The organism is Arthrobacter sp. ISL-69 (assembly GCF_018613775.1).
GTDB lineage: Bacteria > Actinomycetota > Actinomycetes > Actinomycetales > Micrococcaceae > Arthrobacter.
Map to the genome: position 1 here is coordinate 39,594 of NZ_JAGGPO010000019.1, position 13,546 is coordinate 53,139.

10 protein-coding genes are annotated in these 13,546 nt (G+C 68.2%); 7 read left to right on the plus strand and 3 right to left on the minus strand.

The window, feature by feature from the left end:
* The first annotated feature begins 88 nt into the window (after nucleotides 1–88).
* Nucleotides 89–2,032, plus strand: a complete 1,944-nt coding sequence (locus J7I79_RS14840) for a hypothetical protein (protein ID WP_214954405.1) — start codon at nucleotides 89–91, stop codon at nucleotides 2,030–2,032.
* A 9-nt stretch (nucleotides 2,033–2,041) separates the two neighbouring features.
* On the opposite strand, the gene hutG is transcribed toward J7I79_RS14840, so the two are convergent.
* Together hutG and J7I79_RS14850 are read right to left on the minus strand one after the other, a co-directional pair.
* Complete coding sequence (gene hutG / locus J7I79_RS14845; RefSeq protein ID WP_214954407.1) at nucleotides 2,042–3,013, minus strand: formimidoylglutamase; 972 nt, start codon at nucleotides 3,011–3,013, stop codon at nucleotides 2,042–2,044.
* Between the two features lie 95 nt (nucleotides 3,014–3,108).
* Nucleotides 3,109–4,554, minus strand: coding sequence for an NCS2 family permease (locus tag J7I79_RS14850; protein ID WP_214954409.1), 1,446 nt, complete (start codon nucleotides 4,552–4,554; stop codon nucleotides 3,109–3,111).
* A 114-nt stretch (nucleotides 4,555–4,668) separates the two neighbouring features.
* Between J7I79_RS14850 and J7I79_RS14855 the strand changes: the two genes are divergently transcribed.
* On the plus strand, nucleotides 4,669–5,289 hold the full coding sequence (locus J7I79_RS14855; RefSeq protein WP_214954411.1) for a copper resistance CopC family protein: 621 nt from the start codon (nucleotides 4,669–4,671) through the stop codon (nucleotides 5,287–5,289).
* Between the two features lie 42 nt (nucleotides 5,290–5,331).
* On the opposite strand, the gene J7I79_RS14860 is transcribed toward J7I79_RS14855, so the two are convergent.
* Nucleotides 5,332–5,964 (minus strand): FAD-dependent monooxygenase, encoded by a 633-nt coding sequence (locus tag J7I79_RS14860; RefSeq protein WP_214954679.1) that lies wholly within the window; start codon nucleotides 5,962–5,964, stop codon nucleotides 5,332–5,334.
* A 457-nt stretch (nucleotides 5,965–6,421) separates the two neighbouring features.
* Between J7I79_RS14860 and J7I79_RS14865 the strand changes: the two genes are divergently transcribed.
* From J7I79_RS14865 to J7I79_RS14885, 5 genes are all read left to right on the plus strand, one after another.
* Nucleotides 6,422–7,453 carry a universal stress protein gene (locus J7I79_RS14865; RefSeq protein WP_214954413.1) on the plus strand — a complete coding sequence of 344 codons (1,032 nt, stop codon included), beginning with the start codon at nucleotides 6,422–6,424 and terminating at the stop codon, nucleotides 7,451–7,453.
* Between the two features lie 48 nt (nucleotides 7,454–7,501).
* Entirely contained in the window at nucleotides 7,502–10,222 is a 2,721-nt protein-coding gene (locus tag J7I79_RS14870; protein WP_396020201.1) for a PEP/pyruvate-binding domain-containing protein, read from the plus strand.
* 128 nt (nucleotides 10,223–10,350) lie between these two features.
* The gene (locus J7I79_RS14875) at nucleotides 10,351–11,565 is read left to right on the plus strand and encodes a hypothetical protein (protein WP_214954414.1); all 1,215 of its coding nucleotides are present in this window, start codon (nucleotides 10,351–10,353) and stop codon (nucleotides 11,563–11,565) included.
* A complete protein-coding gene (locus J7I79_RS14880) occupies nucleotides 11,562–12,599 on the plus strand; it encodes an ABC transporter ATP-binding protein (RefSeq protein ID WP_214954416.1) in 1,038 nt (345 codons plus the stop codon). Before J7I79_RS14875 ends, J7I79_RS14880 begins: the two co-directional genes overlap by 4 nt.
* 49 nt (nucleotides 12,600–12,648) lie before the next feature.
* On the plus strand, nucleotides 12,649–13,524 hold the full coding sequence (locus tag J7I79_RS14885; RefSeq protein WP_311380587.1) for an ABC transporter permease: 876 nt from the start codon (nucleotides 12,649–12,651) through the stop codon (nucleotides 13,522–13,524).
* Nucleotides 13,525–13,546 lie beyond the last annotated feature (22 nt).

Here is a 13,546-nt window from a genome sequence, read left to right on the forward strand (position 1 = left end):
CCGCCGCGCCCCATCCGATATCGTCAAGGCGACAGGACCGCCCTGGGTCAGCTGGGTGCAGTCACCAGCCACCAGAGAGCAGCTTTCCGTGACTACCGAGCACTCCGCAACACTGCACTCCGCAACACTGTCCGCCCAGGCGGTTTCCGACCAGCGCCCCGCGCTCGAACGGCGCCTTGATCCGCAGATCCGGAAGCTCGCCGTGGGCGTCTGGACGGCGGAGCTGGTGGGGGACGAACTGGCGAACATCAGCTACGGCGGCAGGCCCGTGCTTCGTGCCATCAAAGCGGTGGTGCGGGACCACGAATGGCGCACCTTTGCGCCGTCGGTCCGGGACCTTGCGGAACTGAAGGACGACGACGGCGTCAGCCTCCGTCTCCACGTCGACTATGCGGCACCCGGCTCGGCGGACGCTGGTGCCCCCGCCTTCGAAGCCATGCTGATGCTCCGGATCACTCCGGCCACGGTGGAGGTCTCGTTCTCGGGCCGGGCGAAGACACCGTTCCGGCGGAACCGGATCGGCCTGGTGGTCCTCCATCCCACCAGCGAAGCCGGGCGGGACGTCAGCGCGGTGTCGCCGGACGGCAACGTAACCGCCGGGGCCTTCCCCACAGACATCAGGCCGGACCTGGTTTTCACGGACATCTCCTCGCTGGAGTGGGCTGACGCGGGGACCGCCTTCGATCTTGGCTTTTCCGGGGACATTTTCGAGACCGAGGACCAGCGGAACTGGAGCGACGGGTCCTTCAAGACCTACAGCACCCCGTCCGCACTGCCCATCCCGGTGGACGTGGCCGCGGGTGACACCGTGACCCAGTCGGTCAGCATTGAGGCCCTCAGCATCGAGACACCGGACAACCCCGCCCCCGGCGGCTACGACCGCGTGGCCTTCACGGTGGGCGAGCCGGTGGGGACCGTCCCGGCGCTGGCGCTCTCCGTGGACCCGGCCGGCGCGGACCCGGCGGGCGCGGCTGCCGCAAGCGCCGGGGAGGGAGCGCAGCTTCCCGGCCTCGACGCCGTCCTGGTGGAACTGTACGAACCCCGGGAGTTGTGGCCGGCCAAGCTTGCCGCCGCGGCCCGGGAGGCCGACCGCCACGGCGCGGCGCTGGATGTACGGGTCGTTTCGGCGTCCGCGGACGGCGTGGCGGAAGCCCTCAGCGGAGCCCTCGGCCGGCAGCTGTCGCGGATCGTCCGCTTGGGACTATTCCGCCCCGAAACGCAGTGCACGGATCCGGCGGCGTTTGCCGCGCTGAAGGAGCCGCTGCAGCTCGCAGGATTCAGCGGGCAGCTCCTGGCCGGCACCCGCTCGCATTTCACCGAACTTAACCGGTGGATTGCCGACGGCGGCAGCCCCGTCCCGCAGGACGCCGATGCCCTCGCCTTCAGCCTCACGCCGCAGGTCCACAGCACGGAGATCCCTCACATCGTGGAGACCGTACCCATCCACGGGGTCGCCGCGGCCAATGCCGTAAGGCTCGGGGAAGGGCGCCCTGTCCACGTGGGACCGGTTACCCTCAAGCCCCGGTTCCACGCCCCTGGCCAGCACGCCGACGGCGATGAGCTCCAGGACCACAGCTTCACCGCAGCGTGGACCCTGGCAAGCCTCCACGCCCTGACCCTCGAGGGCATGGCCTCCGTGACGTACTTCGAGGCCGGATCTCCGCGGGGCATCGCTGCAGCAGACGGCACCCTCAATCCCACCGGAGAGCTGCTGCAAAAGCTTGCCGCGTGCAAGGGGGAACCTGTGCTGGCCGCCTCCCGGCAGCCGGTTCAACGGGCCGCCGGGCAGACCCCGGTGACGGTCTACCCGGTGCAGTCAGGCGCCGGCCTGCAGGTGTTCCTGGGCAACCTCAGCCCGCGCGAAGCAACAGCGGCGCTGTCCCTGCCGGGCGGCGCCAATGCGGCGGCGGCCAACGCGACGGTGATCGGGGCCGCGGCCGGCGCCACCGCGGTTGCGGATCCCGCGGACGACGGCGCGCTGGCCGTGACGCTGGGACCGTGGTCCACCGCCGTCGTCACCTTCGGGGACTGACCCCGGCCTCTAGCCCAGCAGCGTGTTGACCAGCCGCGCGGCCACTTTGGCCGTGCGCTGGTCGATGTCGAATTCCGGGTTCAGCTCGGCGACGTCCAGGTGCAGCAGTTTCCCGCTGGCAGCCACCTGCCGGCACACGGCGCTGATCACGGCCAGGGGCACCCCGAACGAGGCCGGGGCACTGACTCCCGGTGCCACGGCGGCGGGCAGCACATCCATGTCGATGGTCAGGTAGAGGACATCCACGCTATCCAGGAAGTCGGCCACGAACTTCCGGGTGGACTCCGCGGAGGACTCCTCATCCAGCAGGTACTTCACGCCCAGCCGTTCGGCGGTCCTGAACAGGGCGCGGGTGTTGTTGGGCTCGGAAATCCCGACGACGGCGTAGTTCAGTTTGCGTTCGGCGGCCTCCTCCGCCCGGGCCATCTGCAGGAAGGGTGTGCCGGAGGACGGCTCCGGCGCGTCGCGGAGGTCGAAGTGCGCGTCCAGGTTCAGCACGCCCAGCCGCTTCCCGCCGCGGACGGCTTCGGAACCGGCCGCGCCAAGGTAGCTGGCGTACGCGGTCTCGTGGCCGCCGCCCAGCACCACGGTGAGGTTGCCGGCGTCGAGCATTTCAGCGACTGCCAGCCCGGCGCGGGCCTGGCCGGCCTCCAGCGCGTTGTCCTTGACGGTCACATCACCGGCGTCGAACACCTCGCGCGGGAGGTGGAACGCGAGCGGACCGAGGGCGGCCCGGATGGCGCCGGGGGCCGCAGCGGCGCCCACCCGGCCCTTGTTGCGCAGCACGCCCGCGTCGCTGCTGAAGCCGAGAATGACGGCGGGTCGGCTGCCGGGTCCTGCGTGTTCGGGCAGGGGAGCGGTGGGCTCGTGGCGATACGGCTTGACGGCCTGCCACCAGCGGCGGTGCTCGGCGCCGTCGCCGTCGAAACGGCCCCTCCAGGTGAGCGGCGGGATGTCGACTGTTAGGGCTGTGTGAGGCATACTCCAAGCTCACCGCAGCAGTGCCCCCAAAACCAGCCCCGCCGCCGTCTGGCTGTCCCAAATCCCGGACACGCGCAAAAGCCGCCGCTGGGGCGCTAGTGGATGCCCAGCGCCTGCTCGATGGGGCCGACGGCGAAGAAGAGCAGGAACGCGGCCGCCACGGCCCACATGAGCGGGTGGACGTCGCGCGCGCGGCCCTGGAAGGTGCGGATCAGGACGTAGGCGATGAATCCGGCGCCCAGGCCGTTGGCGATCGAGTAGGTGAACGGCATCAGGCTGAAGGTCAGGAACGCGGGAATCCCGATGCCCCAGTCCTGCCAGTCGATCTTGCCCACCTGGGAGACCATCAGGAAGCCAACCACCACCAGCGCCGGGGCCACGGCCTCGAACGGCACCAGGTTGATCAGCGGGGTGAAGAACATGGCCACGAGGAACAGCAGGCCGGTGACGATCGACGCCAGACCGGTCCGTGCGCCTTCGCCGATGCCGGCACCGGATTCCACATAGATCTGGTTGGAGGAGACGGAGGCGCCGCCACCCACGATTGCGCCGAGCGCGTCGATCTGCAGCACGCGGTCCACATCGGGGATGTTGCCGTCCTTGTCCACGGTTCCGGCCTCGTTGGCCAGGCCCACCATGGTTCCCATGGCGTCGAAGAAGATGCTCAGCAGGATCACGAATGCCAGCAGTGTTGCCGCTACGAAGCCCAGGTGTTCGAAGGCTCCGATGGGGTTGGCCTTGCCGATCAGCGACAGGTCGGGCGCGGCCCACTCGGTGAAGGTCGGGGCCACCAAGGACCAGCCCTGCGGGTTGAACGGCTTGCCCGGGGAGAAGCTCGGGCCGATGTGCAGGGTGAATTCCAGGATCACGGCGAGCACGGTGGAGGCCACGATGCCGATCAGGATGGCGCCCCTGACCTTGCGGACCACCAAGGCGATGGTCAGGATCAGGCCGAACACGAAAACCAGGGTGGGCCAGCCCAGGAGCTTTCCGTCGAAGCCAAGGCCCACCGGTACCGTTGTGCCGGCGGCATCAGGGATGCGGCGGACAAAACCTGCGTTGACCAGCCCGATCAGGGCGATGAAGAGGCCGATGCCCACCACGATGGCCGTCTTGAGCCCGTCCGGAACGGCTTTGAACACCGCGGTGCGGAACCCGGTGAGGACCAGGATCAGCATGGTGACGCCGGAGAGCACCACGAGGCCCATCATGTCCGGCCAGGTCAGGCCCGGATTCGTAGCCACGGTCACGGCCACGAAGGCGTTCACGCCGAGCCCGGTGGCCATGGCGAACGGGTGCTTTGCCCAGGCGCCCATGAGGATGGTCAGGATGCCTGCCACGAAGGCGGTGACGGCTGCGACGGCCGGAAAGCCCAGGGTTGCGCCGCTGGAGTCGGCCACGGAGAGGATCAGGGGATTCAGCACCACGATGTAGCTCATGGCGAAAAAGGTGGCAAAGCCTCCGCGGATCTCGCGGGAGAAGTTGGACCCCCGCTCGGATATTTTGAAGTACCGGTCCAGTGCAGAGCCCTGCTTAAGCATTAGTCCTCCGGGGAAAGAGTGTTGGGGATTACTTGAATCCTAGTAGGTGGGCGGGTTGCGACCCCGTGATTTCGCCTAGTCTGTAAGGAAGCCAACACACAGGAGTAGCCCCCCATGCGTCCCATCCGCCACTTGCTGAGCGCCCTTCTCGGGGCACTGTTTTTCGCGGCCGCCGTGCTGTCTGCAGCGGCGCCGGCTTCAGCCCACGACGCCGCCGAATCCAGCAGCCCGGCCCAGGGAGCCACCGTGGCAACTCCTCCGGAGAAGGTGTCGGTCACGTTCAACAACGACCCATTGGCGCTCGGATCGCAGATCCAGGTGAAGGATGCGGCAGGCACCGGCTGGGCAGAGGGCCCCGTGGAGATCGTGGACAACGTGGCTTCGCAGAAACTCCGGGCCGGCGCTCCGGCAGGGCAGTTCACCGTGGTGTGGCGAGTGGTCAGTTCCGATTCGCACCCGATCGAGGGCACCTTCACGTTTACGGCCGCCGCCGGGGCGGCGGGTTCCGGGACTGCGGGTCCGGGAAGCTCGACGACTCCTGCGAAGGCTCCTACGGCGGGCACCGCCCAGCCCGGCACCACAACGGCGCCGGAGCCTGCGCCGGACGCTGCCGAGCCGTTCCCGTGGAGCCTGGTGCTCTTTGCCGGAACGGCCCTGGGTATCCTCGTGGCGCTGGCCGTGCTGGCAAAACGCAACCTCAAAACCCCGGACGGCGACGCCGGCGGGGAGCAGTAGGTCCGGTCCGGCAGTAGGTCCGGGCCGGGCAGGAAGTCCGGGCTAGGCCCGCGCCTGCAGTGCGGCGAAGCTTCCCGTAAGCACCGATGGGACACTCTCCGGATAAACCTTGGCGGAAATCGCCTGCCCAACAACCTTTGCCTGGCGGAGAACTTCCTTGGGCGTCGGTGTGATGAGTTCCCCAACCCCGACGAGGTAAATGCCGATGGCGCGCATGGCGGCCGCGAGGTTCTGCCCCAGGGCCAGCCCGAGGTCGGCAAGCATGCGGCGCAGCTGACTGTGTGCGCCGCGGGTCAGGACGATGTGGTGGGCCAGCAGGACGCCGTCAGGTGTGTGGACAGCCCACTGGTGCGTGGACGGCTCGGAGAGCCCGGTGCCCAGCAGGTTCAATTGAACGGCCCGGGTGTTATTGCGGATATCCAGGTTGTGGCTGCTGGCGTAGTTCCGCAGGTGCCGGAGGATTTCGTTGCGCTCCTGCATGGTGGCTGAATTCGGTGCGTCGCACCGGGGCAGGGACGTGGTTTTGGCGGACTGGATTCCGCCCAGGGTTTCGAGCGCATCCACGGTGATGGAATCCACGCCGCGCCGCCGGAGCTCGCTGGCAATTGCCAGGCCCGGCAGCCCTGAGCCGATGATCACCGTGGTGGTCTGCTCGGTTCCGCCATAAATTGGCATGCTCGACACTGCTGCTTCCTCCTCGAATGGTTCACTGTGCAGATCCCTCCTGCACTTTCCGTAACCCCCAAAGTCCGGCCGCCGCGCATGAAGCTGGATTGTGTTCTGAAACACATATCTCAGATTCGCAACGCCTCGACACTACAGAACTTTTCGACCTCTGGATAGCCCTTGCCGGACATTGGCTACCCCAACAATCTCACACCTGTAATTTTTCTCGTCGGAGGTGGGATCTCTATGTTTCCGCGCTGTAAAAAGTGGGAGCCAGCTTGGGTCTCCGGAGCCTTCGTATGCGGCGGATTAGGAGCGCTTGCTTAGAGTTCAGCAACCGAGAATAGTTATCAGAAAGAGCTAATTTTCAGCCCAGAGCAGTACCTGGCTCACGGGTCCCGCCGCGGGCGGATACTTCTGGCAGAATAGCGGCAACATCAGGCAGTATCGCAAGGAGGCGGACCCCATGGGCCGAGATCAGGTGCACCCGTCAAGGGATGACGACGGCGGCTCTGCCGCCCCCGAGGGGATCGTTGTGGGCGTGGACGGATCCGACCATAGCCAGTGCGCACTCGTGTGGGCCGCCCGGGAAGCCGAACGCCGCCGCCGCCCGCTCCATATCGTGACTGCCTACTCCGTACCAATCTTCGCGGCGTCCGGCCTGGACGGCGGCTATGCCACCGTGGACGACTCGGTGATCCGTGAGGGCGCCGAGGCCATCCTCAAGCAGGCCATGGACAAAGTGGCACCCTATGACATCGACGTTGACGCCTCCGTGGAGAACGGCGACGCCTCCGGTGTGTTGCTGGAGATGTCCGAAACCGCTGAACTCCTGGTGTTCGGCACCCGCGGCAGGGGCGGCTTCGTGGGCAGGCTCTTGGGCTCGGTCAGCAGCGCCCTGCCGGCACATGCAAAGTGCCCCACGGTCACTGTGCCGCTGATCTGCGCGGACCGCCTGGGCGAAACCACGGACGACAAGCACATCAAGGCCGAGCAGGCCAAGTCCGGCCACCAGCCGGTGGAACACGTGGTGGTGGTGGGCGTTGACGGTTCCGAGCAGGCTCGCGTGGCCGTGCTCGAGGCTGCGGACCAGGCCGAACGGCTCGGCGCGCCGCTTCGTGTGGTCTGCGCTGTGCCGCAATACAGCGGTTCGCTGGCATGGGTTCCGGCGCCCATGGACCGGGAAGCATTGTTCGCGGACATCCGTGTCCAACTCGACGCCGGAGTGGCCTGGCTGAAGAGCCACTATCCCAAGTTGCCGGTGGAGACCCAGCTTGTGGACGGTTCACCCGTGGATGTGCTTGTTGACGCGAGCAGGCATGTGGAACTGGTGGTTGTGGGCACCCGCGGCCGCGGCGGCTTCACCGGAATGCTGCTGGGGTCGACGTCGGACGGAATCCTTCACCATGCCAAGGGACCGGTGCTGGTGGTTCCGGACAGGGACGATCCGCGGCTTGCGGACCGTGCCAGCTTCGGGCCCATGCTCGGAGCAGCCTAGCCGGACTTCCCAGCCCGTCCGCACAGCGCACACACCAGGAGGCCAGCAGTGAACCAGGTCAACACCCCTGATGCGTCGGCGGACGGCTTGGTGCTGGGCCTGGAGCTGACCAATGCCGGAATGCTGGCGCGGGTGGGTGGCAAGGCCGCCAACCTCGGTGAAACCATCGGTGCCGGGCTGCCCGTTCCGCCCGGATTCTGCCTGACCACGGACGCGTACCGGAGCGCAGTGGGTCCCGCGGGACTCGAAGAGGTGCACAGTGCGCTGGCCGCCGCCGGGACGAATGACCTGGACGCTCTGGCCGGGCTGGCGGCCCGGGCGCGGGAACTAATCCTTGGCGTGGAGATTCCGCCGGAGATTGCCGGGGCCGTCCGGGAATCCTATGCGGCGCTGGGGACCGACGTCCCGGTGGCCGTAAGGTCTTCGGCGACAGCCGAGGACCTTCCCTTCGCGAGCTTCGCCGGGCAGCAGGACACTTACCTCAACGTAGTGGGTGCCGATGCCGTGCTGGCGGCGGTGCGGCAGTGCTGGGCCTCACTGTGGACCGACCGGGCGGTGACCTACCGGGCCACGCACGGGATCAGCCCCTCCACAGTGGCGCTTGCGGTGGTGGTCCAGAAAATGGTGGATGCCGCCGTTGCCGGAGTCCTGTTCACCGCGAACCCGGTGACAGGAAGGCGGCATGAAGCCGTGATCGATGCCAGCCCGGGGCTGGGCGAGGCGGTGGTTTCGGGAGCCGTGAACCCTGACCATTTTGTCGTGGACGCGGACTCAAAGGAGATCCTGGAACGGCGGCCCGGGGACAAGGGGATCGCTATCCGGCCGGTGCCGGGAGGCGGCACCGAGCGGGTCATGCTCGCGCCGGATTCCGCCCCTTCCTTGACCGATGTCCAGGTCCGGGCGCTTGCCGCGCTGGGCAGCCGCGTGGAGCGGCACTACAGTTCCCCGCAGGACATCGAATGGGCCATCGACGGCGCGGACAAGCTCTGGCTGACGCAATCCCGGCCCATCACCACGCTGTACCCGATCCCCGATCCCCGTCCTGACCTGCCGGAACGGGAGGGAACACGCGTGTACCTCTGCTTCAGCCTTGCCCAGGGCCTGACCAGGCCGCTCACGCCGATGGGGACGGCAGGCCTCAAGCTGATTGCGTCCTCCGTTGCACGCGCAGCAGGCTTTGACGTGCCGGTGCCGCGCAACGGGCCGGCCCCGTTCAGGCAGGCAGGGCAGCGCCTCTTTTTCGACCTCACTCCTGTTGTCCGCAGCAGCGTGGGCCGAGCGATCGTGCCCCGCGTCCTCGACGTCATGGAAGCCCGATCCGCCGCCGTCCTGCGCGGACTCTTTGCCGATCCCCGTTTCTCCGTCACGCTCAGGACGCCGTGGCGGTTCGTCCGGCACGTTGGCCCAGTGGCGGCAAAGGTCCGGATTCCGGAGACGCTGCTCCGTGCGCTGTTCCGCCCGGAAGCGGCGCTCCGTCGCGTGGATGGTCTCGGCGAGCGGCTCAGGGCTGCCCTCGTGGTCCCGGCCAATGCCACGGCGGCGGAACGGCTGAACCACGCTGAACGCATCCTTGGCGAGGAGCTCTTCCCGATTGTCCCGGCCGTGCTCCCGCTGCCGGCATTGGGGTTTGCGCTGCTGGGCCTCGCAGGGAGGCTGTCAGGCCAGGGCGCGGTGCCCGGTGCCCTGCAGCCTGTGTTGCGCGGGTTGCCCAACAACGTGACCACGGAGATGGACCTTGCCCTTTGGCAGCTCGCCACGGACATCCGTGCCCACGCCGGCGCCGCCGCAGCCTTTGAGGAGTCTTCGCCGCCGGAACTGGCCCGTCGGTACCGCGCAGGTGAGCTGCCCGCCGTCGTTCAGTCCGGGCTGGCGGGTTTCCTCGGACGGTACGGGCACCGCACCGTCGCGGAAATCGATCTCGGCATGCCCCGCTGGTCCGACGACCCCGGGCATATCCTCGGCGTCCTCGCGAACTACCTCAAGCTCGACGATCCCGCGCTGGCGCCGGACCGGCAGTTCGCCAATGCCGCCCGCGAGGCAGAGGACCGGATCGAGCGGCTCGCAGCAGCCGCAGGGAGCCGCGGCGGCCCGGCGGGCAGGTTCCGCGCCCGCCTGGTCCGGGGCGCCCTGAAACGGACGAGGCTGTTTGCCGGGCTGCGCGAACTGCCGAAATACCACCTCGTCGAAGGCCTGGGCTCGGTACGGCAGCAGCTCTCGTCGGTAGGAGCGGAGCTCGCCGCCGCCGGCCGCATCGCCGAAGCCGGCGACATCTTCTTCCTCGACTTCGCCGAAGCGCACCGGGGCCTGGCCGGGGCGTCCATGCGGGCACTCGTGGCGGAGCGCCGGGAGGCCTACGATGCCGAGCTGGGCCGCCGCCGCATCCCGCGGGTGCTGCTGTCCGACGGGACAGAACCCGAGGCGGTGCAGGCCCGCGGCGGAACGGGAGCCGGAGTCCTGTCCGGCACGCCGGCCTCGGCCGGAACCGTCACCGCCAAGGCACGCGTCATCCTGGACCCGCACGGCGCCCGGCTGGAACCGGGCGAAATCCTGGTGGCCCCGTCAACGGATCCGGGCTGGACGCCGCTGTTCCTCACCGCCGGTGGACTGGTGATGGAAATGGGCGGCCCCAACTCCCACGGCGCAGTGGTCGCCCGGGAGTACGGCATTCCCGCTGTCGTTGGCGTCCCGGACGCCACCTCCACCATCAGCACCGGCCAGGTCATCACGCTCGACGGCGGGGCCGGCACAGTCGCGCCGTCAGCGGGCTGACCGCGGACTGACGCGCCAGCCGATCCGCCGGCCGAGCAGGCAGCCCGGAAGCTCTCCCAATGGGTGTAGCGGGCGGGCCCGAGGCGTACTCTGGAATCAATAGGCTGCGATCTCAGAGCGGAGTTATCATGACCAGAAAGTGGCTGCGGTGGATGCCCGCCGTTGCCGTGCCTGCCGTAATTGCCGCCGCTGCGCTGGCCGGCTCCCTGCCCGCAAGCGCAGGGGACCCGCTGCCCGCCAAAACCCCGGCCGAGGTCCTGGCCCTTGTGGCGCAGCACACTGCTCCGTCCCTCTCCGGGACCCTCGAACAGACCTCCCGGATCGGCCTTCCCGAGCTGCCCAAGGCAGGGCCGTCGTCCGGGAGCGGCGCCGCCTCCGTCCTGGAGCTGTTGAGCGGCCCGCACACAGCGCGGGTCTTCCTGGATGGACCCAGCAACGTACGAGTCCAGGTGCTGGACCGCCTTGCTGAACGCAATGCGGTGCGGAGCGGTGACCAGGTATGGCTCTACAGCTCAAAGGACAACACCGCCACGCACCTGACGCTGCCCGCCGACGCAGGTCACTCCAGGGATTTCGGCCAGTACAAGCATCCGGACGCCGGGATGCACGGTGTGATGCCGACGCCGGAGGAACTGGCAGAGCGGTTGCTTGCCGCCGCCGATCCCACCACTGAAGTTGCCGTGCTTCCGGAGGTCAACGTTGCAGGCCGGGCTGCTTACAACCTGGTGGTCACACCCCGGACAGAAGGCACCCTGATCGGTTCGGTTTCCATTGCGGTTGATGGCCAGAGCGGCCTGCCGCTCAGCGTCGAGCTGAAGGCGCGCGGCCAGGAGGAGCCGGCCTTCAAGCTGGCGTTCACCAGCCTGACACTCGAAGCGCCGGACGCTTCCCTATTCGCCTTCAGCCCGCCTCCGGGCGCCACAGTCAAGGAAATTCAGGTCCCGGTCCACGGGACAGGACATATGGGGAAAGGGCACCGGCCTATGCGCGGAACGGAAGGCGGAGTAGTCCCTGATGCCGTTGATCAGGGCGCCGCAGATCCGGGCGCCGTTCCGCCCGATGCAGTACGCCCGGACTATCGGAATCCCAATGGCGGGCTGCCGCGACCGACAGTGACCGGTACCGGCTGGGAGACTGTAGTTGAATTCCCCGCCAGCCCGGCGTCCGCGGACGCCGGTGCGATGGTGTCCGGTGATCCGCTGCTTCAGCAGGCGGCCGTTGCAGTGCCTGGCGGACGGCTCTTCAGCACCGCGGTCGTGAATGTGCTGTTCACCGATGACGGCCGAGTCTTCGCCGGGTCTGTTCCTGCGGAGCGCCTGCTAGCCGCTGCTGCCGCGAGGTGACAGCCGCGGCCCGAGGCGGAGAACTCGCCATAGAGACGCACGGTCTCAGCAAGCGGTTCGGCCATCAGCTGGCCGTGGACGGAGTTGATCTGTCCGTTCCGAAGGGGTCTGTCTTTGGTTTCCTGGGTCCCAACGGCTCCGGAAAAACCACCACCATACGCATGCTGCTGGGCCTCGCCGGGGCCACCCACGGCTCCGTCAGCGTATTGGGGCTGGAGATGCCGGACAGGTTCCGCGAGGTCCTCCCAAGGGTAGGCGCCCTGGTTGAGGGCCCGGCGTTCTACCCGTTCCTCTCGGGGGCGGCCAACCTTCGGCGCCTCGATGCCGCGGACCCCCATGCGGAAGCCTCCACACGGCGTGCCCGGGTGGATGCCGCGCTGGAACGCGTGGGCCTGACGCACGCGGCCGGGAAGAAGGTCCGTGCGTACTCCTTGGGCATGAAACAGCGGCTGGGCATTGCCAACGCGCTCCTCTCGCCCCGGGAATTGCTGGTGCTCGACGAGCCAACCAACGGGCTGGACCCGCAGGGAACGCGCGAGGTCCGCTCGCTGGTGCGGTCACTAGCGGCGGACGGCGCCACGGTTTTCGTCTCGAGCCACCTGCTTGCCGAAGTGGAGCAGATCTGCACCCACGCGGCCGTGATGAGCGCCGGGCGGCTGGTGGCGCAGGGAACGCTCCCGGAGCTGCGCGACGCGGGCAAGGCGCGGATCCGCCTCTTAACGCCCGACGCCGGCCTTGCCGAGGATGTCTTCGCCCGGCTGGGCATGACTCCCGCGGGCGGCCGGAGCAACGGAGCACTGGTGTATTCCGCCTCGGTTGGCGAGGCGGGCGTGCAGGCAGGTCCCGGCCAGAAGGCAGGTCCGGGCGGGCGTACTGACGTAGCCGGGCCCGCGGGCGGCGATGTGGAGCCGGAGGCCATAGTGGCCGCCCTGGTGGCGGCAGGGGTGCGGGTCCGCGGGTTCGTTGTGGAGCAGGGCAGCCTGGAGGACCGCTTTGTGGCGCTGACGGGGGAGGGGTTCGACATTGCCCAATAAAGAAGTGCCCATTGGAGAAGTGCCCAATAGAGAAGTGCCTAGGAGGGAAGTGACCAGTACGGACGGTGCCGTCGACGTTCGCGCGGCCGAATCGCCGTCGGGAAGGCCATCCTCCGGGTGGCCGCTGCTGGCCTCCGAACTAACCGTCCTGTTTCGCCGACGCCGTACCTGGGCCATGATGCTTGCGCTCGCCGCTGTGCCGGTGCTGATGGCAATCGCCGTCCGGGCCTCCTCGGCCGTACCGCCCGGCCGGGGACCCGCCTTCCTGGACAGGATCACCCAGAACGGGCTGTTTGTGGGCGTGACGGCGATGCTGGTCTGCGTGCCGCTTTTCCTGCCGCTCACCGTGGGGGTGGTGGCTGGCGACACGATTGCCGGCGAGGCCGGCTTGGGGACATTGCGGTATCTGCTGGTGGCCCCGGCCGGACGGGTGCGGCTGCTGCTGGTCAAATATGCGGGCGCTGCCGCGTTCTGCATTGTTGCCCCGCTGGTGGTGGCACTGGCGGGAGCCGGCGTTGGCGCTGCGCTGTTTCCGGTGGGTCCGGTGACACTGCTGTCCGGCGACGTGATCACTCCGGAGGAGGCGGTGGTGCGTCTGGTGCTCGTGGCCGCCTACCTGACGGTGTCACTGCTGGGGCTCTCCGCCGTCGGGCTGTTCCTGTCCACCCTGACGGATGTGCCGGTGGGCGCCATGGCCGCCACCATCGTGGCCTCGGTCGTGTCCCAGGTGCTGGGTGAACTGCCCCAGCTGGAGTGGCTGCACCCTTGGCTGTTCAGCCACTATTGGTTCGGGTTTGCCGACCTGCTGCGCCAGCCGATTGCCTGGGATTCCTTCGGCAACAATGCGCTGCTGCAGGCCGGATACATCGCAGTCTTCGGGGCGCTCGCCTACGGCCGGTTCGTCACGAAGGACATTCTGTCCTAGCTGCCGGAGCAGGTCCCGTGTG

Excerpts from the sequence above, each read along its gene's own strand:
- J7I79_RS14865 (WP_214954413.1), top strand. The coding sequence starts at position 6,422 with ATGGGCCGAGATCAGGTGCACCCGTCAAGGGATGACGACGGCGGCTCT.
- J7I79_RS14860 (WP_214954679.1), bottom strand. The coding sequence starts at position 5,964 with ATGCCAATTTATGGCGGAACCGAGCAGACCACCACGGTGATCATCGGC.
- J7I79_RS14855 (WP_214954411.1), top strand. The coding sequence starts at position 4,669 with ATGCGTCCCATCCGCCACTTGCTGAGCGCCCTTCTCGGGGCACTGTTT.
- J7I79_RS14850 (WP_214954409.1), bottom strand. The coding sequence starts at position 4,554 with ATGCTTAAGCAGGGCTCTGCACTGGACCGGTACTTCAAAATATCCGAG.
- hutG (WP_214954407.1), bottom strand. The coding sequence starts at position 3,013 with ATGCCTCACACAGCCCTAACAGTCGACATCCCGCCGCTCACCTGGAGG.
- J7I79_RS14875 (WP_214954414.1), top strand. The coding sequence starts at position 10,351 with ATGACCAGAAAGTGGCTGCGGTGGATGCCCGCCGTTGCCGTGCCTGCC.